Source organism: Aliidongia sp. (genome assembly GCF_035943795.1).
Taxonomy (GTDB): domain Bacteria; phylum Pseudomonadota; class Alphaproteobacteria; order ATCC43930; family CGMCC-115725; genus Aliidongia.
In genome coordinates, this window is record NZ_DASZBY010000017.1 from 44,545 (window position 1) to 64,826 (window position 20,282).

18 protein-coding genes and 1 riboswitch are annotated in these 20,282 nt (G+C 66.1%); of the genes, 8 read left to right on the plus strand and 10 right to left on the minus strand.

The features are described 5' to 3' along the window. Nucleotides 1-82 precede the first annotated feature (82 nt). The 4 genes from VGV37_RS02790 to VGV37_RS02805 form a co-directional block, all read right to left on the minus strand. On the minus strand, nt 83-844 hold the full coding sequence (locus VGV37_RS02790; RefSeq protein ID WP_326878085.1) for an HpcH/HpaI aldolase/citrate lyase family protein: 762 nt from the start codon (nt 842-844) through the stop codon (nt 83-85). A gap of 20 nt (nt 845-864) precedes the next feature. Beyond that, the gene (locus VGV37_RS02795) at nt 865-2,253 is read right to left on the minus strand and encodes a methyl-accepting chemotaxis protein (RefSeq protein WP_326878086.1); all 1,389 of its coding nucleotides are present in this window, start codon (nt 2,251-2,253) and stop codon (nt 865-867) included. A gap of 134 nt (nt 2,254-2,387) precedes the next feature. Continuing rightward, complete coding sequence (locus VGV37_RS02800) at nt 2,388-3,215, minus strand: aldo/keto reductase (protein WP_326878087.1); 828 nt, start codon at nt 3,213-3,215, stop codon at nt 2,388-2,390. A gap of 100 nt (nt 3,216-3,315) precedes the next feature. Continuing rightward, nucleotides 3,316-4,200 carry a GNAT family N-acetyltransferase gene (locus VGV37_RS02805; RefSeq protein ID WP_326878088.1) on the minus strand — a complete coding sequence of 295 codons (885 nt, stop codon included), beginning with the start codon at nt 4,198-4,200 and terminating at the stop codon, nt 3,316-3,318. A gap of 561 nt (nt 4,201-4,761) precedes the next feature. Here VGV37_RS02805 and fusA point away from each other — a divergent pair. The 3 genes from fusA (at nt 4,762) to VGV37_RS02820 (ending at nt 7,882) form a co-directional block, all read left to right on the plus strand. Further along, nucleotides 4,762-6,885, plus strand: a complete 2,124-nt coding sequence (gene fusA, locus VGV37_RS02810; RefSeq protein WP_326878089.1) for an elongation factor G — start codon at nt 4,762-4,764, stop codon at nt 6,883-6,885. 126 nt (nt 6,886-7,011) lie between these two features. Beyond that, nucleotides 7,012-7,512, plus strand: coding sequence for a GNAT family N-acetyltransferase (locus VGV37_RS02815; protein ID WP_326878090.1), 501 nt, complete (start codon nt 7,012-7,014; stop codon nt 7,510-7,512). Next, nucleotides 7,502-7,882, plus strand: a complete 381-nt coding sequence (locus VGV37_RS02820; protein WP_326878091.1) for a DUF4345 domain-containing protein — start codon at nt 7,502-7,504, stop codon at nt 7,880-7,882. Before VGV37_RS02815 ends, VGV37_RS02820 begins: the two co-directional genes overlap by 11 nt. 74 nt (nt 7,883-7,956) lie before the next feature. Here VGV37_RS02820 and VGV37_RS02825 read toward each other — a convergent pair whose 3' ends face one another. The 3 genes from VGV37_RS02825 to metZ form a co-directional block, all read right to left on the minus strand. Next, on the minus strand, nt 7,957-8,373 hold the full coding sequence (locus tag VGV37_RS02825; protein ID WP_326878092.1) for an OsmC family protein: 417 nt from the start codon (nt 8,371-8,373) through the stop codon (nt 7,957-7,959). A 19-nt stretch (nt 8,374-8,392) separates the two neighbouring features. After that, the gene (locus VGV37_RS02830; RefSeq protein WP_326878093.1) at nt 8,393-8,815 is read right to left on the minus strand and encodes a rhodanese-like domain-containing protein; all 423 of its coding nucleotides are present in this window, start codon (nt 8,813-8,815) and stop codon (nt 8,393-8,395) included. Nucleotides 8,816-8,989: 174 nt separating this feature from the next. Next, nucleotides 8,990-10,174 carry an O-succinylhomoserine sulfhydrylase gene (gene metZ / locus VGV37_RS02835; RefSeq protein WP_326878094.1) on the minus strand — a complete coding sequence of 395 codons (1,185 nt, stop codon included), beginning with the start codon at nt 10,172-10,174 and terminating at the stop codon, nt 8,990-8,992. A gap of 52 nt (nt 10,175-10,226) precedes the next feature. Continuing rightward, a riboswitch (SAM riboswitch) is annotated at nt 10,227-10,302 on the minus strand. 295 nt (nt 10,303-10,597) lie between these two features. Between metZ and VGV37_RS02840 the strand changes: the two genes are divergently transcribed. From VGV37_RS02840 to VGV37_RS02860, 5 genes are all read left to right on the plus strand, one after another. Further along, nucleotides 10,598-11,887 (plus strand): O-acetylhomoserine aminocarboxypropyltransferase/cysteine synthase family protein, encoded by a 1,290-nt coding sequence (locus VGV37_RS02840; protein ID WP_326878095.1) that lies wholly within the window; start codon nt 10,598-10,600, stop codon nt 11,885-11,887. Nucleotides 11,888-11,911: 24 nt separating this feature from the next. Continuing rightward, complete coding sequence (locus VGV37_RS02845; protein WP_326878096.1) at nt 11,912-12,931, plus strand: sulfate ABC transporter substrate-binding protein; 1,020 nt, start codon at nt 11,912-11,914, stop codon at nt 12,929-12,931. Between the two features lie 121 nt (nt 12,932-13,052). Then, entirely contained in the window at nt 13,053-13,940 is an 888-nt protein-coding gene (gene cysT, locus VGV37_RS02850) for a sulfate ABC transporter permease subunit CysT (protein ID WP_326878097.1), read from the plus strand. Next, the gene (cysW, locus tag VGV37_RS02855) at nt 13,930-14,757 is read left to right on the plus strand and encodes a sulfate ABC transporter permease subunit CysW (RefSeq protein WP_326878098.1); all 828 of its coding nucleotides are present in this window, start codon (nt 13,930-13,932) and stop codon (nt 14,755-14,757) included. Before cysT ends, cysW begins: the two co-directional genes overlap by 11 nt. A gap of 7 nt (nt 14,758-14,764) precedes the next feature. Next, entirely contained in the window at nt 14,765-15,811 is a 1,047-nt protein-coding gene (locus VGV37_RS02860) for a sulfate/molybdate ABC transporter ATP-binding protein (RefSeq protein ID WP_326878099.1), read from the plus strand. Here VGV37_RS02860 and VGV37_RS02865 read toward each other — a convergent pair. The 3 genes from VGV37_RS02865 to VGV37_RS02875 all read right to left on the minus strand — a co-directional run. Then, on the minus strand, nt 15,750-17,780 hold the full coding sequence (locus VGV37_RS02865; protein WP_326878100.1) for an acyltransferase family protein: 2,031 nt from the start codon (nt 17,778-17,780) through the stop codon (nt 15,750-15,752). The genes VGV37_RS02860 and VGV37_RS02865 overlap by 62 nt on opposite strands. 182 nt (nt 17,781-17,962) lie before the next feature. Next, nucleotides 17,963-19,552 (minus strand): inorganic phosphate transporter, encoded by a 1,590-nt coding sequence (locus tag VGV37_RS02870; protein WP_326878101.1) that lies wholly within the window; start codon nt 19,550-19,552, stop codon nt 17,963-17,965. A gap of 75 nt (nt 19,553-19,627) precedes the next feature. Next, a partial coding sequence (locus VGV37_RS02875; protein ID WP_326878102.1) for a peptidoglycan-binding domain-containing protein occupies nt 19,628-20,282 on the minus strand: 655 nt, incomplete at its 5' end.

The window sequence follows — 20,282 nt, forward strand, 5'->3', positions numbered from 1 at the left end:
GCCGGACGCAGGTGCCGGCTTGGCGTCGTTTTTCGGGACACCACCAGGGCGCCGGCCGGCGCCCTGGTGGTGGCAAGCCCGTCTAGCGGAAGCGGCCGCGCAGTTCGTCGACCGCCTTGACCAGGACGCCATTGTCGGTGCCGACCGCGACGAAGCGGAAGCCGGCATCCAGCCATTTCTGCGCCTCGGCCTCGTTGCCGGTCAGGTAGCCGGTCGGCTTGCCCGCCTTCCGGCACGCAGCCAAGACCCGGCCGATGGTTTCCTGGACGGCCGGATCCAGCTGGTTGCCCAGGTGGCCCAGCGATGCCGAAAGATCGGCCGGGCCGACGAAGACGCCGTCCACGCCGGGCACCGCGGCAATCGCCTCGATGTTCTCGACACCCTTCAGCGTCTCGATCTGCACCAGCACGCAGATTTCGTCGCCGGCAGCCTTGGGATAATCCTTGATGCGGCCATAGCCCGCCGCCCGGCTGCCGGTCGAGACGCCGCGGATGCCGTGGGGCGGATAGCGGGTCGCGGCAACGGCCGCGCGCGCGGCCTCGGCGGTTTCGACGAACGGGATCAGCAGGCTCTGCACGCCGATATCGAGGATGCGCTTGATCAGCACCGGATCGTTCCAGGCCGGCCGCACCACGGCCGAGGCGGTGCCGGTCTGCATCGCCTGCAGTTGCGCCACGATCGCCGGCAGCTCGTTGGGCGAATGCTCCGTATCGATCAGCACCCAGTCGAACCCGGCATGGCCAACCAGTTCGGCGACCATGGCGCTGCCAAGCGTACTCCACAGTCCGATCTGCCGCTGGTCTTGCGCCAACGCCCGCTTGAAACGATTTTCCGGAACCCGCATCGAGTCGATCCTTCCCTTGCTCAAACCTTGTAGCCAATCCGGATGCCGCCCCAATGCCGCCCCTGGACGACGATCGGCGCGGAGACATCCTTCATCGGCGCGAACTGCCCGCCCCCCATGTCGCGCCGATAGGTCTGCAACAGGAACGGCTTGGTATTGCGACCGGCGGCCAGGCCGACTCGGTCGTTGAACATGCGGCGATTCCGGCAATTCGCCGCATTCCAGACCGGATCGCTGCCCTGCGGCTGGGAAAACTTGCGGTTGTGGGTCGGCAGATAACCGTTGCGGTCGATCCCGGCGCAGAACACCACGCGCGGATCCAGGTTCAGCACCGGTTCCTGCACCGCCGGCAGGACCCGGTCGGTCAGGCTCACGAACCGGGTCATGACCTGGGCCGGGTTCGAACCGGCGACGGGCTCGTAGCGTTCGTCGAACAGATCGGCAAGCGTCATCCGGCCCTCCTTGATCGCGGTTTCGAACAAGGCGGTCGCCTGGGCCGCGGCCTTCTGGGCGGCCTGGATGAACGGCGTGTCGATGGTCTCGATACCGCTCGCCGCCGTCAGGCCGACCAGGTTCTCGGAAATGCCGACCAGCCTGTTCAGCCGCTCGCGCGCCTGCCGCAGATTGCCGCTCGTCGCCTTGACCCCGCCGGCCAACCCGTCGAGCACGTCGACGAACCGGCCGACCCGCCGATCGATCTGGCTTGCGGCATCGGCGATGCGGCCGGTCTCGGCATCGACCTCGTGAAAGGCGCGGTCGATGGTCTGGATCACGTCGCCGATCGTACCGGTCTCGCCCCGGACCCCTTCCGCCCGGGCGATGCTGCGGGCGGCATTCTCCAGCAGCTGGTTGGCCTTGCCGGTCAGGTCGGCCAGGGTCTGGGCGATAACGTTGGTCGCTTCGCTGGTGCGTTTGGCGAGCGCCTTCACCTCGGTCGCCACCACGGCGAAGCCCTTGCCGGCATCGCCCGCGCGCGCCGCCTCGATCGTCGCATTGAGCGCCAGCAGGTTGGTCTGCCGGGCAATCGCCTCGATGTCGGCCGCGACGCGGCCGACCGACGCCAGCGACTGCCCGAGCGCGCTCGCATCGGCCTTGATCGCACCGATCGCTTCGAGCAGCAAGCCGATGGCGGCCTGCGCATTTTCCATGGCGCGGCGCGAGGCGGCCATCTCGCCGGCCGAGCTTTTCGCGACCTGCTCGGCCGTCGCGACCGCAGCGCCGATCGTCCGGGTGGCGGAAATCATCTCGCCGTTCGCTTCGCTCAGCGTCGCGAAGGCGCGCGATTGCGCTTCGACCGTTTCGCTGACGCTGTCGATGACACCGGCGATGTCGGCCACTTCGAGCCCGACCGCCCCGGCCGCATCCGCCACGTCGCGAATGAATTTTTCCGAGTCTCGATCTCCGTCCATCAGCACTCCGCCCTGATCTCTGCGCCGTTTCTCGCGGCTTAGCCGGTTTCGCGTTCCGGGAGAACGAGCTTACCTGATCAGGCCGGAAAGGCCACAGGCGACGGCGCGTCCCGGTACCGACCGGGCCCGGACCGCTACAGCATGGCGAGCGGTTCGGGTCCCGTCGGTACCGGAAAGATCCGGTCGAGCACCGCCAGGACGTCCGGTTCGATTTCGAGATCGAGGGCTGCCCGGTTCTGCCGGACATGGTCCGGATGCACGGCCTTCGGAATCGCCGCCACATTCCCGCCGCGCAGCGTCCAGGCGAGCGCGAGCGTCGCCGCCGAAACACCCAGGTCGGCCGCGAGGCGGCCCAATTCCGGATGGCTCGCGAGATCGCCCTGCTCGACCGGCGAATAGGCCATGACGGAGACGCCCTGGTCACGGCACCAGGGCAGCAGGTCCCATTCGACACCCCGGCGCCCCAGATTATACAGCACCTGGTCGGTCGCCGCCCGACCGCCGGCCGCCACCCACCCGGCCATGTCGTCCGCGTCGAAATTGCTGACGCCGTAGTGCCGGATCTTGCCGGCCGCGACCAGCGCTTCCATCGCCTCGACCGTCTCGCCGAGCGGCACGCCGCCGCGCCAATGGAGCAGGTAGAGATCGAGCCGGTCGGTACCGAGCCGGCGCAGGCTGCGCTCGCAGGCGGCGACGGTGCCACGGCGCGTCGCATTATGGGGATAGACCTTGCTAACCAGCACGACCCGGTCGCGCCGGCCGGCGAGGGCGGTGCCGACGACCAGTTCGGCACCGCCCTCGCCATACATTTCCGCCGTGTCGATCAGGTCGAGCCCCAGGTCGACGCCGAGCTGGAGCGCCGCGATCTCGTCGGCCCGGCGATCGGCCTGCTCGCCCATGTGCCAGGTGCCTTGCCCGATCGCGGTCACGGGCAGTCCCGGCGCCAATTCGATGCGTTTCATCCCGCCCTCTCCATCGTCCGATGCCTCAGGCACGAACGATACGCGCGCGGCTTCCGATCCGGAAAGTCGCGCGCGCAATGGGGTCGCCCGGCCCGCAGGGTCAGGCAGTACGGATGAAGTGGTTGAAGTATTTGCTGACCATCAGGTCGGTGACCACGATGATGCAGACGTCGGTCGTCTGGAATTCCGGATCGATCACGGCGCCCTCGCCGATCATGCCGCCCAGCCGCAGGTAACCCTTGATCAGCGGCGGCAGGGCCGCGATGGTCGCGCGCGCATCGAGTTCCGCCACCGCGGCCTCGGCATCGACCTCGCCCGACGGCAGGATGTCGGTACTCACGAACAGGTGCGGCAGCGCGCGGGCCCGGATCGCTTCCGGCGCCAGGTGGTTGTGATGCAGATAGGACAGCGGCCGGGCGAGCGCTGCCGGATCGGTGCCCGGCAGGCTGGCGCAGCCAAACATGATCTTGACGTCGTGGAATTGCACGTAGCTGGCGATGCCGCGCCACAGCAGTTGCATGGTCGGACGGTTGCGGAACCGCTCGTCGACGCAGGCGCGGCCCAGTTCCATGATTTCGCCCGGCACCGCGACCAGCGGCCCGATATCGAACTCGGTCGCCGTGTAGAAGCCGCCGTGGCGATCGGCGAGGCTGCGGCGCAGCAGGCGATAGGTCCCGATGACCTCGCCCTCGGGCAGGCCGGCCGAGTGGTCGAGCACCAGCAGATGTTCGCAATAGGCATCGAACCGGTCGAAATCCCGGCCCACCGCGGCCATCTCGGCCGTCGGCTTGGCATTCATCTCGCCATAGAAAATCTTGTAGCGCAGCCGCTGGGCGGCCTCGATCTCTGTTGCGGTCCGGGCGATCCGGACCTCGATGTTCTGTTGACGAATGCCATCGTAGATCGACGGCGCGGCGCTTTCGACCGTCGCTTGCCCGATCGTGCGGGCAGTCGGCTGGCCGTGTCGAGCGACAGCTTCAACCATTGCGATCCCTGTCATCAATTTCCATAGGGTCAGCGTCAGGGACAGTCCACCTGTTCAAGACCGGATCGACTCCAGCCTTCCGCCTCATAGGGTAAGACCTCGGCTCTGACAATGCTGAACCCTGCGGCTCCCCCGAGACGAAGGTTAAACCCCCTCGCCACTCCAACAGCGGAAATATTTAGCCTGCTTTTATGACAGTTCGACTGGCAAGGCAAGGCACTTTACCCGTGCGCCAGCCATGTCGAAAAATTGCCTCGATATGACAAACACTTGCGGAGGAAGATTAAAAGGCCGTCTCGATTCAATCGAGGTCCGGCGATACCCCAGCGCGCCTCATGGCAGCTTTGAACCGGCGACGCGCCCCGTTCCTTGACAGGCAAGCACGGCTATGTCGTATTGCGCGCTCGTCGGTGCCGGGTGGCGGCAGCGTCTTTTCGTCGTTTCAAGCGATCGGACGGTGCCATAAAATCCGTTCGGGCTGCAGCGTATCGCGCCTGACACCGTCTTCAACGTTTCCTTTCGACCCCAATTTTCGGTCGCGCTATCGACCAGGAGCCTGACGTGGCACGCAAGACGCCCCTCGAGAACATGCGCAATATCGGCATCATCGCGCATGTGGATGCCGGTAAGACGACGACCACCGAGCGCATTCTCTACTATACGGGGCGCAGCCATAAGATCGGCGAAGTCCATGACGGTGCGGCAACGACCGACTACATGGAGCAGGAACAGAAGCGCGGCATCACGATCCAGTCGGCTGCCGTGACCGTGTTCTGGAAGAACCATCAGATCAACGTCATCGACACCCCGGGCCACGTCGACTTCACCATCGAAGTCAACCGCTCCCTGCGCGTGCTTGACGGCGCTGTCGTCGTGTTCGACGGCGTCGCCGGCGTCGAGCCGCAGTCCGAGACGAACTGGCGCCTGGCCGACAATTATCACGTGCCGCGCATGTGCTACGTCAACAAGATGGACCGTTCCGGCGCCAACTTCCGCCGCTGCGTCGACATGATCAAGCAGCGCCTGGGCGCCAAGCCCCTGGTCGCGCAGATTCCGATCGGCTCGGAAGACAATTTCCGCGGCATGATCGACCTGGTCGAGTTCAAGGCGCTGATCTGGCACTCCGACGAGCGGGACGCGGAGTGGGAGGTCGCCGAAGTCGATCCGGAAGCGATCTGCAAGCGCCTGAACATCATCGTCAAGGAAGACATCGACACGCTGAACGATGCCTTCAAGTATCGCACCGAGCTCTTGGACATGGCGCTCGAGTATGACGATGCGGCGATGGAAGCCTATCTGGAAAGCGAAACGATCCCGTCGCCCGACGTGCTGCGCGCCTGCATTCGCAAGGGCACCGTCAGCGGTGCCTTCACGCCGGTGCTGTGCGGCTCGTCCTTCAAGAACAAGGGCGTGCAGCAGATGCTGGACGCGGTCATCGACTATCTGCCGGCCCCGACCGACGTGAAGGCCATCGCGACCGTCGACGAGGAAGGCAATGTCACCGGCGAGCGCAACTGCTCGGATGACGAGCCGTTCTCGGCGCTGGCGTTCAAGGTGATCAACAACCAGTTCGGCGCCCTCACCTTCGCCCGCGTCTATTCCGGTGTCGCCCAGAAGGGCATGACGCTGCTGAATTCGACCCGTGGCAAGAAAGAGCGGATCGGCCGCATGGTCGAGGTCTACGCCAAGGACACGAGCCCGATCGAAGAGACCCGCGCCGGCGACATCATCGCCTTCGTCTCGCTGGCCGAGACCGAGACCGGCGATACGCTGTGCGACGCAGCCCATCCGGTCATCCTGGAGCGCATGAAGTTCCCGGATCCCGTCATCTCCGTCTCGGTCGAGGCGAAGAGCAAGGGCGACCAGGAGAAGCTGGGCCAGGCGCTGGGCAAGATGGTCCGCGCAGATCCCTCGCTGCGCCTCGAACTGGACAAGGAATCGGGCCAGACCATCCTGCGCGGCATGGGCGAACTGCATCTCGAGATCACCATCGACCGCATCCGCACCGAGTATGGCGTCGAAGCCAACGTCGGCCGGCCGCAGGTGGCCTATCGCGAGACGATCACCAGCAAGGTCGAGACCGTCTACACCCACAAGAAGCAGACCGGCGGTTCCGGCCAGTACGCCGAAATCAAGGTCCAGTTCGAGCCGCGTGCGCGCGGCGAGGGCTTCTCGTTCGTCGACAAGATCACCGGTGGCTCGATCCCGCGCGAATTCATCCCCGCGGTCGAGTACGGCTTCGAAACCCAGAAGGAAGAGGGCGTGCTCGCCGGCTTCCCGAGCGTCGACTTCGCCGTGACCCTGGTCGACGGCAAGTACCATGACGTCGACTCGTCGGCCATCGCGTTCGAAATCGCAGCCCGTGCCTGTTTCCGCGAAGGCATGCGCAAGGCGAACCCGATCCTGCTCGAGCCGGTGATGAAGGTCGAAGTCGTGACACCGGAAGCGCATCTGGGCGATTGCATCGGCGACTTGAACCGTCGCCGCGGCATGATCCTGGGCCAGATCGACCGGGGCACGAACCTCGCCGTCGAAGCCCATGTGCCCCTGTCAGAGATGTTCGGCTACATCGGCGACCTGCGCTCGATGACCTCGGGTCGCGCGACCTTCACCATGGAGTTCAGCCACTACGACCCGGTGCCGCGCAACGTCGCGGACGAGATCGTGTCGTCGAAGGCGGCCTGATCCTCAGAGGATTAGGTATCGGATCAGGGCGGCGGAGGCGACTCCGCCGCCCTTTTTCTTTTCCATGACGCAAATCGGACGAGACCGCCCTATTCTCCGCTTCCCGAAACTCAGCCGGAGCCTTCCTTGACTGCGGATCTCGTTTTGCGCCCTGCCCTCGCCAGCGACATCGAAACGATCATCAGCATCGAGTCGCGGGGTTCGATCAGCCAATTCATCCGCCCCTGGCGGCACGAACGCCACGCGGCTGCGCTGGAAAACCGGAACTATGCCTATCTCGTCGCCGAGGTCGGGGACGAGACGGTCGGCTTCGCGATCTTCCAGGAGGTGCTGTCGACCGACCGGGCGATCAACCTGATGCGCATCGCGGTCGATGAACCGGGCCAGGGTTACGGCAAGACGCTGATGCGCCTCGCGCTGCGCCACGCCTTCATCGACCTGGGCGCCCATCGGCTGTGGCTGGACGTGTTCGCCGAGAACGACCGGGCGCGCAACCTGTATCTGGGCCTGGGCTTCGTCGAGGAGGGTCGGCTGCGCGATGCGGCGCAGAAGCCGGACGGGTTCCACGACCTGATCGTCATGGCGATGCTCGAGGACGAGTATCGCGCGTTGCCGGATGCCTCCTAGGCGCTGGCTCCAGACCGCGGTCGCGGTCGGCGGCTTGGTGCCGGTCGGCGCCGGCCTGGCCGGCATCCTGCTCGGCCCCGCAATGGTCGCAGCGACGGCGAGCGTGCCGCTCGACAGCCACTACCGCTACCTGTCCGGCCTGCTGCTGGCGATCGGCCTCGGATTCTGGTCGTGCATTCCGGGCATCGAGCGCCGGTCCGGTCGCTTCCGCCTGCTGACCGGCCTCGTCTTCATCGGCGGCCTCGGCCGCGCCGTCTCGCTGGAGACGGTCGGCCTACCCGACCTGTCGATGCTGTTCGGCCTGGTCATGGAACTGGCCATCACGCCAGCACTGTGCCTGTGGCAGACGCTGGATTCTAGAAAAGGATAGTCTGCCGGAACGCCGTTCCGGCCGCGAGGCGGGCAAAGCTGAGGTTGGTATCCTCCAGCTTCAGCTGCTCCCCATTAACCCTCGCTGAGTTGGATCTCGTGGCTCATGGTCGCGGTCTTGCCGAACATGATCGAGGCCGAGCAGTATTTCTCGGCCGAGAGCGCCACCGCCCGCTCGACCTTGTCCAGTTTCAGGCTGCGGCCGACGATCTTGTAGACGAGATGGACCCGCGTGAAGACCTTCGGGTCGGTCTCCGCGCGCTCGGCCTCGACTTCGACGACGCAGTTCGTCACCTGCTCGCGGCTGCGTTCCAGGATCAGGATCACGTCGAACGCGGTGCAGCCGGCGAGGCCGATCAGCAGCATCTCCATCGGCCGGATGCCGGCATTGCGGCCGCCCGCTTCGGGCGCGCCATCCATCACGACGGAATGGCCGCTGCCGGACTCGCCGACGAACATCCGGTTCTCGACCCAGGTGACCCGTGATTTCATGCTTTTGCGATCCTTCCCGTCAGCCCTGGACCCACGGCAGGCCCTCGACCTTCCACCCGGCGACCCGGCCACGATGCTTGTCGGCATCACCCGGCCCCTCGAAACCGTCGCGGATGTTGTAGCACGCGGCGAAGCCGTGCTGGGTCAGCAGCTTGGCCGCGGCGGCACTGCGCACGCCCGAGCGGCACAGCAGCAGGATCGGTTGCGCCGGACCGATGCCGGCCGCCCTGATGCCGTCCAGGAAGCCGGCATTGACCTGCATCTCCGGGAAGACCTGCCAGGCCAGCTTGTGGATCGGCTTGCCGAGCGAACCCAGGTCGGGCAAGCCGACATATGACCATTCGGGCTGTGTGCGCACGTCGACCAGGACGGCATGGGGGTCGGTCGCCAGCTTCTGCCAGGCTTCGGTCGGCGAGACGTCGCCGGCATATCCAAGTTCCATCGTGGTTCTCCTAGGGAATCGTTTGAAAATTTCCTTCTTCCGTCATGGCCGGGCTTGACCCGGCCATCCACGCGGATAGGGCGTGAACTCATCCGTCAAGTATCACTCAGGCGGCGAGGCGTGGATCCCCGGGTCGAGCCCGGGGATGACGGGTAGAGACCATAGCGAACGAAATCACGACGCCGCCCGTGCCGCATCGAGGGCGCGGTCGAGATCGCGGCCGAGGGCGGCTTCGCTTTCCAGCCCGATCGAGACGCGAACCAGGCCTTCGCCGATGCCGATGGCGCGCCGGTCGGCCTCGGGCAAGGCGCGGTGGGTCGTGGTCGCCGGATGGGTCGCCAGCGACTTCGCATCGCCGAGATTGTTCGAGATGTCGATGATCTCGAGCGCGTTCAGGAAGGCGAAGGCCGCGGCCTTGGAGCCGAGATCGAGCGAAACGAGCGTGCCGCCGGTCGTCATCTGGCGCCGCGCCAGCGCATGCTGCGGATGGCTTTCGAGGAACGGATAGAGCGTGCGCTTGGCGCCGCCATGGGCTTCGATCCGATGGGCGAGCTTCAGCGCGGTCTCGCTCTGGCGCTCGACACGCAGGGCCAGGGTCTCCAGACCCTTGACCAGGACCCAGGCGTTGAACGGGCTCAAGGACGGGCCGGTATGGCGCAGGAACGGCTGGAATTCGGTCTCCAGGAACGCCTTGTCGGCCAGGATGGCGCCGCCCATGCAGCGGCCCTGGCCATCGATGTGCTTGGTCGCCGAATAGACCACGATGTCCGCACCCAGACTGAACGGCCTCTGCACGATCGGGCTGGCCAACGCATTGTCGACCAGCAGCCGGGCGCCGCCGGCATGGGCGACGTCGGCAATCGCCTGCAGGTCGAGAAGCGCCAGGGTGGGGTTGGCCGGGGTTTCCAGGAACACGACCTTGGTGTTCGGGCGCATCGCGCTCGCCCAATCGGCCGGATCGGCGCTGTCGACGAAGCTGGTCTCGACGCCATAGCGCGGCAGCAGGTTGGCGATGATATAGAAGCAGGATCCAAACAGCACGCGGCTCGCCAGCACATGGTCGCCGGCCTTGACGCAGGCCAGCAGGCCGTTGAACACCGCCGCCATGCCGCTCGCCGTGGCATAGGCCATCTCGGCCCCGTCGAGGCCGGCCAGGCGTTGCTCGAACATATGGACGGTCGGATTGCCGTAGCGCGAATAGATGTAGCCGGGCTCTTCGCCCTTGAAGCGCGCTTCCGCCGCCTCGGCCGACTCATAGACGAAACCCGACGTCAGATAGATCGCCTCGGACGTCTCGCCGAAGGACGAGCGCGTCAGGCCGCCACGGACCAGTTGGGTTTCGAAGTCGAATTCTTCCACCGCGGGGATACTCCCGTTGCCATCGCGACCGGCCTTGGTGGAAGCGCCGCGCTGCCGCGGCTTTCCGACCTTTTAGCGATTTTTTACGTGGTCGCAAGCCGGCCGGCCCAAATTCCACGAGAACCCGCACCCTAGTCGCGGACGGTTTCCGACGCAAGCCCCGCTGAACGCGGCAGGATCCACATTTCAAGTGTGGGTCGAAATAAATTACACACGACCATATCGGAAAATGCATTTGACAGCAGCCGGCCGCCCCTTATCGTAGAGCCGTCAGCGCCGATTTGAGCTTGAGCTTGCGGGCGCTTTATAAGTACGGCTAAGCGTGGCGTTTCCCGCCTCGGATAGCTGCGGCGTTTTCCCTCAAGACCTTAGCAGGTTCGGATGGAAAGCCCGACCATCATGTCAGCACGAGGGAATTCAACAATGCCGAACTGGAAAAATCCCGAAACCCTGGCGCTCCATGCCGGCTATCGGCGCGATCTTGCGACCCACGCGGTCGCGGTGCCGATCTACCAGACCACTTCGTTCCAGTTTGACGATACGGCGCAGGCCAGCCGCCTGTTCGCGCTCGAAGAACTGGGCAACATCTACACGCGCATCATGAACCCGACGACCGCCGTGCTCGAAGAGCGGTTGGCGGCGCTCGAGGGGGGTGTCGCGGCGTTGGCGGTCGGCTCGGGCCAGGCCGCAGCCTTCATCGCGATCCAGAACCTCGCCCATGCCGGCGATAATTTCGTGACCTCAACCGACCTCTATGGCGGGACCTGGAACCTGTTCGCCAACACGTTCAAGACGCTGGGCATCGAGGCGCGCTTCGTCGACCCGGCCGATCCGGAGGCGTTCGTCCGGGCGACGGACGCCAAGACCCGGGCCTGGTTCGCCGAGACCCTGCCGAACCCCAGCCTGCGCGTCTTCCCGATCGGCGAGGTCGCAGCACTCGGCCGCAAGATCGGCGTGCCGCTGATCGTCGACAATACGGCGGCGCCGATCCTGGCCCGCCCATTCGATCACGGCGCCGCGATCGTGGTCCATTCGACCACGAAATACATCGGCGGCCACGGCACCTCGATCGGCGGCATCATCATCGACGGCGGCAATTTCGACTGGGCGGCCCATCCCGAACGCTTCCCCAGCCTGAACACGCCGGATCCGAGCTATCACGGTGCGGTCTGGACCGAAGCCGCGAAGCCGCTCGGCCCCGTCGCCTATATCTTGAAGGCGCGCGTCACCCTGCTGCGCGACATCGGCGCGGCGCTCAGCCCGTTCAACGCCTTCCAGTTCATCCAGGGGCTGGAAACCCTGCCATTGCGGATCAAGGCGCACGTCGCCAATGCCCGCTCGGTCGCAGACTATCTGGCGGAACACCCCAAGATCACCAAGGTGATCTATCCCGGCTTCGCGACCGGCGAGGACAAGCGCCGGGCCGACACCTACCTGAAGGGCGGACTGGGCGCGCTCGTCGGCTTCGAGCTGGCTGGCGGCAGCGAAGCGGGAAGACGCTTCATCGACAGCCTGGAGTTGTTCTATCATGTCGCCAACATCGGCGATGTGCGCAGCCTGGCGATCCATCCGGCCTCGACCACCCATGGGCAGCTGTCGCCGGAGGATCGCCTGAAGACGGGCGTCACCGAGGGTTATGTCCGCCTGGCCGTCGGGATCGAGCATATCGATGACATCCTGGCCGATCTCGCCCAGGCGCTCGAGCGCGCGTAACCGAAGGCCCGGAGGACTCCAGCCATGAAGCTTCACCTGACCGCCCTCGGCCTGCTCGGCGCGACCTTGCTGGCACTCTCGGCCCTGACCGCCCAGGCACGGGGCGAAACCACTCTGCTCAACGTCAGCTATGACCCGACACGGGAATTCTATGCCGAGGTCGGCAAGGTGTTCGGCCCCGAATGGCAGAAGCAGTCCGGCGAGCAGGTGGCCTTTCAGACCTCGCATGGTGGCTCCGGTGCCCAGGCGCGTGCGGTGATCGACGGGCTGGAAGCCGACGTGGTGACTCTGGCGCTCGCCTACGACATCGATGCCATCGCCGAAAAGGCCAAGTTGCTGCCGGCCGACTGGCAGACCCGATTGCCGGACAACAGCGCGCCCTATACCTCGACCATCGTGTTCCTGGTCCGCAAGGGCAATCCCAAGGGCATCCACGACTGGAGCGACCTGACCAAGCCGGGCGTCTCGGTTATCACGCCCAACCCCAAGACCTCGGGGGGCGCGCGCTGGAACTACCTCGCTGCCTGGGCCTATGGGCTGAAGACCGGCAATGGCGACGAGGCCAAGGCGCGGGCCTATGTCGCCGACCTGTTCAAGCACGTCCCGGTGCTCGATACCGGAGCGCGCGGTTCGACCATCACCTTCGCCCAGCGCCACCAGGGCGACGTGCTGATCGCCTGGGAGAACGAGGCATTCCTTGCCAGCAAGGAAATGAGCCGCGAGAACCTGGAGATCGTGGTGCCGTCGATCAGCATCCTGGCGGAACCGACGGTGGCATTGGTCGACACCAACGTCGACAAGCACGGGAACCGCAAGTTGGCCGAGGCCTATCTCAAATTCCTCTACTCGCCGGAGGGACAGGATCTGGCGGCCAAGCATTACTTCCGTCCGCGCCTCGCGGAGGTCGCCGCCAAATATGCCGATCGCTTCCCTAAAATCGACCTGGTGACGATCGACCATGACTTCGGCGGCTGGAAGGCGGCACAGGCGAAGCATTTCGCTGACGGCGGGACGTTCGACCAGATCTACAAGCCTGGGCAATGATGCCTGATGGCAAGATCGATATGTTGCCCTGGGTTGTCGCTTGCCCGGCGACGACGACGATATCCAGGCAAGAGATCATCCCCATCGTCATCCCCGCCCGGGCGGGAATGCAGGGCAAGCGATGAGTGCTGACGGGGGCGGTTCGTCCGCCACCTTTCCCGTGACGAGCTTCGGCGCGGCGCCCCGGCGGCGATCCCGCCGCGTCCTGCCCGGTTTGCCGGGAACGCTCGGCTTCACGGTCTTCTACTTATCCCTGGTCGTGCTGCTGCCGCTGATGGCGCTCGTGCTGCGGGCCGCCGGCGTCGGCCTCGACGGGTTCGTCGCCCAGATCATCTCGTCCCGCGTCCAGGCCGCCTTCCGGGCAAGCTTCGGCATCGCGTTCCTGGCCGCGCTCATCGACATGGGGCTGGGCCTGCTCGTCGCCTGGGTGTTGGTGCGCTATCGTTTCTGGGGCCGACGGCTGCTCGATGCGCTGGTCGACCTGCCGATCGCGCTGCCGACCGCGGTCGCCGGCATCGCGCTGACCGAGCTCTATGCCGAGACCGGATGGTTCGGCGCGCCGCTCGCGGCACTTGGCATCCCTGTCGCGTTCACCCCGCTCGGCATCGGCGTGGCGCTCGCCTTCGTGGGCCTGCCCTTCGTCGTGCGCGCGGTCGAACCGGTGCTGGTCGACCTCGACCGCGACGTCGAAGAGGCCGCGGCAACGCTCGGCGCCTCGTCCTGGCAGATCTTCCGCCGGGTCATCCTGCCGCCGCTGTGGCCGGCGCTGCTGACGGGCTTCACCCTCGCCTTCGGCCGCGGTATCGGCGAGTACGGCTCGGTCATCTTTATCGCCGGCAACCAGCCCGGCCTGTCCGAGATCGTGCCCCTGCTGATCGTGGTCAAGCTCGAACAGTTCGACGTCGGCGGCGCCGCGGTGCTGGGCTCGCTGATGCTGCTCGCCTCCTTCGCGATCATGCTGACGATCAACGCGCTGCAGACCTGGAGCCAGCGTCGCCTTGGCCCCTAGACCCGCCTACGCCCGCTGGGGCCTGATCGCCCTCGCCTTCCTACTGCTGCTGGTCTTCCTGGTGGCGCCGATGGTGCTGGTGTTCGTGCGCGCGTTCGGCGACGGGCTGGATGCGCCGATCGCGGCGCTTCGGGAACCGGATGCGCAATCGGCCATCCGGCTCACCTTGCTGGTCGCCTGCATTGCCGTGCCGCTCAATCTCGTCTTCGGGCTCGCCGCCTCCTGGGCGATCGCCAAGTTCCGCTTCACGGGGCGTAGCCTGCTGATCACGCTGATCGACCTGCCGCTGTCGATTTCGCCGGTCGTGTCCGGGCTGGTCTATGTGCTGGCGTTCGGCGCGCAGGGATTGCTCGGCCCCTGGCTGTCCGCGCATGGCATCAAGATCATGTTCGCCGTGCCCGGCATCGTGCTGGCCAGCATCTTCGTGACCCTGCCGTTCGTCGCCCGCGAACTGATCCCGCTGATGGAGGCGCAAGGGCGGCTCGAAGAGGAAGCGGCGCTGACGCTTGGCGCCAGCGGCTGGCAGACGTTTTGGCGGGTGACCCTGCCGAACGTGCGCTGGGGCCTGCTGTACGGCGTCCTGTTATGCAATGCGCGGGCGATGGGCGAATTCGGCGCGGTCTCGGTGGTGTCGGGCCATATCAGGGGCCTGACCAACACCATGCCGCTGCACATCGAAACTCTCTATAACGAGTATAATCTGCCGGCAGCCTTCACCATCGCCGGTTTGCTCGCCCTGCTGGCCCTGGTAACCTTGGCCGCGAAGAGCCTGCTCGAATGGCGCCTCAGCGACGAACCTTCGACGACCGGCCGATAAGGACCCCATGCAGATCGAGATTTCCGGCATCGTCTGCCGATACGGCGCCACGCCTGCGGTGTCAGGCGTCGACCTGACCATCGCCGATGGCGAATTCGTGGCCCTGCTGGGTCCGTCCGGGTCCGGCAAGACCACGCTGCTGCGCGCCATGGCCGGGCTGGAAGTGCCGGAGGCCGGCAGCCTCCGGTTCGGCGAGGTCGACGCGCTGGCGTTGCCGCCGAACCAGCGCGGCGTCGGCTTCGTGTTTCAGCACTACGCGCTGTTCAAGCACATGAACGTGGCGGAGAACATCGCGTTCGGCCTGTCGATCCGGCCGCGTGCGCAACGACCCGCCAAGGCCGATATCGCGGCACGGGTGGCGGAATTGCTGGAACTCGTGCATCTGCCCGGACTGGGTAAGCGCTATCCGCAGCAACTGTCGGGCGGCCAGCGCCAGCGTGTCGCCCTCGCCCGCGCGCTCGCCATCGAACCCAAGATCCTGCTGCTGGACGAGCCGTTCGGCGCGCTCGATACCAAGGTTCGCACGGAATTGCGGCTGTGGCTGAAGGGACTGCACCGCCGCCTGGGCGTGACCTCGGTCTTCGTGACCCACGATCAGGAAGAGGCCATGGAACTGGCCGACCGCATCGTGGTGATGCGTGCCGGCAAGATCGAGCAGGTCGGCACCCCGGCCGAGGTCTACGCCGCCCCCGCCTCGCCCTTCGTCTATGGCTTCCTCGGCCAGGCCAACCGGCTTGCCTGCACGATCACGGACGGAGTCGCCCAGGTCGCAGGCACGGATCTTTGCCGCGGATTGGCTCTGCCCGACGGCCCTGCTACGGCCTGGTTCCGGCCCCATCATGTCGAGTTGGTACCACCGCCCGGGATACGATCCCTCGAGGGCGAGTTGATCGATCTGACTGCGATCGGCCCTCGGATGCGAGCGACCATCGGCTATGAAAACATAACGATCACGGTAGAGCTCGCGGCGATCGATCCCGCCCATGGCGACCTTATCGTGGGGCAGCCGTGCCGGTGGCTTCCGCGGGAAGTCCGGATCTATCCGGCGACGTGACCTCGAAGCGTCGTACCAGGTCGACGAGGCGCGGGGCGAGAAGCTCGTAACCTGCCGCCGTCATGTGATCCCCGTCCCAAAACAGCGCAGCGTCATCTCGGGCGCCAGGGCAGTGCGCGGCATCGCAATAGAGATCGTGCGTCTGCAAAATCTCGACCCGGCCCCGGTCGGCGAGGTCGCCGATGATCGCGTGGAATATTGAGAGCTGCCGAGCATACTCGGCGCCGCTCAAGGCGGCCTGATCGATCGGCTGCCCGGACGCGGCCAGATAGGTCAACTTCCGCGTGACGGGAAAGGGAAAGACCGGCGTCGGCTCCAGCAGGATCACCTGGATGCCCGATTGCGCCAGCCGGCCGACCAGGGACCGCAGCCCGAGAGCCATGGCCGCGCGCCCTCGGACAACCGCTCCATCCACCGCAACGAAGGTCGCCGAAGGACCGGCATAGGATTGGGCATCCCAGCGCACAGCCACCAGGACGGAGCGAACCCGATGCCCGTCGATCCACGCCAGGACCGCGTCGGCCGTTTCGGCGCACTCCGGCTTGGAGGCCAGGCGCACCCCGGGCAGCGGTGCGCAACCGCCTTGGCCGGCGAAGCCGATGGCGCCGCCGGCCGCCGTCAGTCGGTCGGCCAGAACGCGCATGCCCTGCCCGTGCGAGTCGCCCCACACCAGGACGTCGAGCGGTGCGCCGGGCCGGCATCTGCCGGACCCGGATGGAACCAGGCACGCCGCACCGTCCGGCCGGGCCCGTTCGGTCACGGCGTAAGCCCGTGCCGCCTCGGGCCAGCGTTGCGGCAGACCGCCGCTGGCGACCACCCCGGTCAGCGCCACAAGCAGGCCGGCGAGGGAAAGCACGAAAACGGCGACGAAGCGGCCCGGGACGGCCAGCATTTGCCGCCGTCGGATCGGCATTTCGATCCAGCGATAGCTGGCAGCGGCGATGGCGATCGTCAGCAGGATCAGGCCGACCCGAACGAAGCGGCCGGGTGTTTGCAGGGAACCATACGCATAGAGGATCAGGATCGGCAGATGCCAAAGATAGACTGAGTATGAGATCCGCCCGAGGAACTGGGCGGGCCGCAGCGAGAGCGCCCAGCCGATGGGACCGTCGTGCGACCGGGACGCCCCCAAGATCAGACCCGCGGCACCGAGGCAGGCCGGGATCGCAAGATAACCGCCGAACGCGTGCTTGGACGCGGCTTCCGCTACGGCGCCGGAGATGGCGATCAGTCCGGCGCCGGCCGCAAGATTGCGCTGCCAGCCCGCAAGCCTCTGGCGCCACGGCGCGACCGCGACGAGGGCGCCGACCAGCAATTCCCAGGCTCGCGGCGGTAGAAGAAAAAAGGCGGATGTCGATGCGCGTTCGAGACAAACGAGAAAGAGCAGCAGCGAGCCGACCAACCCGATGCCCAAGATCATCGGCAAGTTCCAGCACCGTTTCGCCGCGCCCACCAGAAGCAGCGGATAGATCAGGTAAAACTGCTCTTCGACACCCAGGGACCATCCGTGCAGGACGGGCAAGGCGCTTTGGATTCGCCAATAATCGACGGTCTGCCAAAAGCGGATGTTGCCGACACCCAGCGCAACGGCACCGATATCTTTGGCAAGGCCGACCAGATCGGACGGCATCATGACGATCAGGCCGGCGATGGCGGTGACGGCCAGCATAACGGCGAGAGCCGGGAACAACCGGCGTGCGCGCGCCAGGTAAAAGCCGCGCAAGCCAAACCGTTCGGCAGCGACGCCGGTCAGGATCAGGCGCGTGATCACGAACCCGGAAATCACGAAAAACAGATCGACGCCCAACCACCCGCCGGGAACGTAGATGGGCATGAACTTGAAAAGCAGGACCAGGAGGATGGCGATGCCGCGAAGCCCGTCGATGCCTGGCAGCCGCCGATCATCATCCGGCGTTGCCCCTGCGGCGACATCGGGGCGGAGGCCTCGCCGAAGGGCGGGCCCATTCATGATACGAGATCCAGGAAATCGACTGATCACTCTTGGCCTCGAGTCCGTCCGCGATGTGGATCGTCCTGAGTGCGATCCGCGCGCGCGTCCCGAAAGCGTTAGATCAATTTCCCTGGCAGACCAATAGCCTCATCGCGCAAGCCGGCCAGCCGACGGATGGATCATCCGTCGGCTGCGCGTTTTCAAAACACCTGGCGGAACAGGAAGAACAGGCCGCCCGACAGGATGATCGAGGCCGGCAGGGTCAGCACCCAGGCCATGATCATGTTGCGGATCGTCTCCCATTGCAGGCCCGAGCCGTTCGCCGCCATGGTGCCGGCAACGCCCGACGACAGCACGTGGGTCGTGCTGACCGGCAGGCCGAACATGTCGGCCGCCCCGATCGTGGTCATCGCCACCAGTTCGGCCGAAGCGCCCTGGGCGTAGGTCAGGTGATCCTTGCCGATCTTCTCGCCGACCGTCACGACGATACGCTTCCAGCCGACCATGGTGCCGAGACCGAGCGCCAAGGCGACCGCGACCTTTACCCAGGTCGGGATGAACTTCGTCGCATTGTCGAGTTCGCGGTTGTAGGTCTTGAGCACGTCCTTGTCGGTGCCGGCGAACGTCGGCTGGCCGCTCTTGTTCATCAGGCGCAGGGCCTCGCTCGCCAGGTACATGTCGTTGCGGACGTTACTGATCTGGTTCTGCGGCACGTTGGACAGGTCGCTGAACTTGCCGACCTCGGTCGCGATCGAACCGGCCAGCGACTGCAGCGCCGGGATGGTTACCGGACCGGCCTCGCGCGTCCGCACGAAGTCGGTCACCTCCTTACGCGCGTCGGTCGAGGCCGGGGCGCCGGCCGGTACGTAGTGCGACAGCGCGTCGGACGCCTGGCGCGACACGGCGACGAACACCTGGGTCTGGTCCGGCGTCACCGCGCGGTTCAAGGCGAAGGCGGTCGGCACGGTGCCGATCAGGATCAGCATGATCAGGCCCATGCCCTTCTGCCCGTCGTTCGAACCATGGGCGAAGCTGACGCCGGTACAGGTCAGGACCAGCAGCCCGCGGATCCAGAACGGCGGCGGTTCCTTGCCCTTGGGCGCCGCATAGAGCTGCGGCGCCTTGATCAGCGCCTTGCAGAGCAGCAGCAGCAGCGCCGACAGCACGAAGCCGATCAGCGGCGAGAACAGCAGCGCACGCCCGATGCCGGCGGCCTGGCTCCAGTCGACGCCGCTCGTGCCCGAGGAACCGGCCAGGATCTGGTTCATCAGGCCGACGCCGATGATCGAGCCGATCAGCGTGTGCGAACTGGAATTCGGCAGGCCGAAATACCAGGTGCCCAGGTTCCAGATGATCGCCGCGATCAGCAGCGCGAACACCATGGCGAAACCGGCCTGGCTGCCGACCTGGAGGATCAGTTCGACCGGCAGCAGCGAGATGACGCCGAAGGCGACCGCGCCGGTCGAGGTCAGCACGCCCAGGAAATTGAAGAAACCGGACCAGACGACGGCGAAGTTCGGTGCCATCGAATTGGTGTAGATCACGGTCGCGACCGCGTTGGCCGTGTCGTGGAAACCGTTCACGAACTCGAAGCCGAGCGCGATCATCAGCGCCACGCCCAGCAGGATGAACGGCAGGGACGAGCTTTCCTGCACCGGCGCCAGATCGGCGGTCAGATGGACCGCGATGTAGCCGAGGCCGATCGCCATGACCGCCATGAACAGGCCAAGGCTGAGACGCCGCCCCTTGGCGCCGTCAGGCCTGTCGAATACCGCCGTCGCTTCAGCCATCGTCCATCCCCGGAAAATTCTAAAATCCCGGGGAGTTTAACGAAAGCGCATGACACTTTCGGGTCAGTGCCGGATTTAGCTGCGGCCCAGCAGATCGAGCAACTGCGGGCTGACCCTGCCGTCGCGAGGCATCCCCCGGTCGCCCTGGAAGTCCTTGATCGCGGTCACCGTCCTGCGCCCCAGCTTGCCGTCGGCCGGACCGGCATCGTAGCCCTTGGCGGCGAGCCGTTGCTGCACGTAGGCGATCCGGCCTCCCCCGCTCCCACCCCCCGGGCGGGACGCCTGGACCGGGGGCCGGGCGAAGGTGACGCTGTCGAGCGTCTGTTTCAGCGTCCAGGTCGAGCGGGCATTGGGCGTGATGCCCGCATCCCGCTGGTAGGTGCGAATTGCCTGCTCGGTCTGCGGATCGAGCCGGCCGGAAACCGGGCCGGGCCGATAACCGTGCGCCGGCAGCTGCTCCTGCAGCGACTGCACATAGGCCTTGAGGATGGGATCGGCGGCCCGCGCCTCGCTCATCGGCTGCTTTGGAATGTCCGCCCCCGGCGTTCCAGGCGCCACACGCGGACCGATCGATGTCGGCGCGCCTTGGAGGCCGCTGTTGCCCAGAACGTTGCGATTGGGCTGCGCCGCCTTCGGCTGCAGCGAAAACGTCGGACCGTTGAGCGCCGACTCCGGCACGACGGCCTGGGCGAAAGCGATGGTCGGCGCGAGGGCGAACAGGGCGAGGAAC

What these genes read in the sequence shown, in the direction of transcription:
- VGV37_RS02790 (WP_326878085.1), bottom strand. Translation starts at nt 844, where the DNA reads ATGCGGGTTCCGGAAAATCGTTTCAAGCGGGCGTTGGCGCAAGACCAG.
- VGV37_RS02795 (WP_326878086.1), bottom strand. Translation starts at nt 2,253, where the DNA reads ATGGACGGAGATCGAGACTCGGAAAAATTCATTCGCGACGTGGCGGAT.
- VGV37_RS02800 (WP_326878087.1), bottom strand. Translation starts at nt 3,215, where the DNA reads ATGAAACGCATCGAATTGGCGCCGGGACTGCCCGTGACCGCGATCGGG.
- VGV37_RS02805 (WP_326878088.1), bottom strand. Translation starts at nt 4,200, where the DNA reads ATGGTTGAAGCTGTCGCTCGACACGGCCAGCCGACTGCCCGCACGATC.
- VGV37_RS02820 (WP_326878091.1), top strand. Translation starts at nt 7,502, where the DNA reads ATGCCTCCTAGGCGCTGGCTCCAGACCGCGGTCGCGGTCGGCGGCTTG.
- VGV37_RS02825 (WP_326878092.1), bottom strand. Translation starts at nt 8,373, where the DNA reads ATGAAATCACGGGTCACCTGGGTCGAGAACCGGATGTTCGTCGGCGAG.
- VGV37_RS02830 (WP_326878093.1), bottom strand. Translation starts at nt 8,815, where the DNA reads ATGGAACTTGGATATGCCGGCGACGTCTCGCCGACCGAAGCCTGGCAG.
- VGV37_RS02840 (WP_326878095.1), top strand. Translation starts at nt 10,598, where the DNA reads ATGCCGAACTGGAAAAATCCCGAAACCCTGGCGCTCCATGCCGGCTAT.
- VGV37_RS02845 (WP_326878096.1), top strand. Translation starts at nt 11,912, where the DNA reads ATGAAGCTTCACCTGACCGCCCTCGGCCTGCTCGGCGCGACCTTGCTG.
- cysT (WP_326878097.1), top strand. Translation starts at nt 13,053, where the DNA reads ATGAGTGCTGACGGGGGCGGTTCGTCCGCCACCTTTCCCGTGACGAGC.
- VGV37_RS02860 (WP_326878099.1), top strand. Translation starts at nt 14,765, where the DNA reads ATGCAGATCGAGATTTCCGGCATCGTCTGCCGATACGGCGCCACGCCT.
- VGV37_RS02865 (WP_326878100.1), bottom strand. Translation starts at nt 17,780, where the DNA reads ATGAATGGGCCCGCCCTTCGGCGAGGCCTCCGCCCCGATGTCGCCGCA.
- VGV37_RS02870 (WP_326878101.1), bottom strand. Translation starts at nt 19,552, where the DNA reads ATGGCTGAAGCGACGGCGGTATTCGACAGGCCTGACGGCGCCAAGGGG.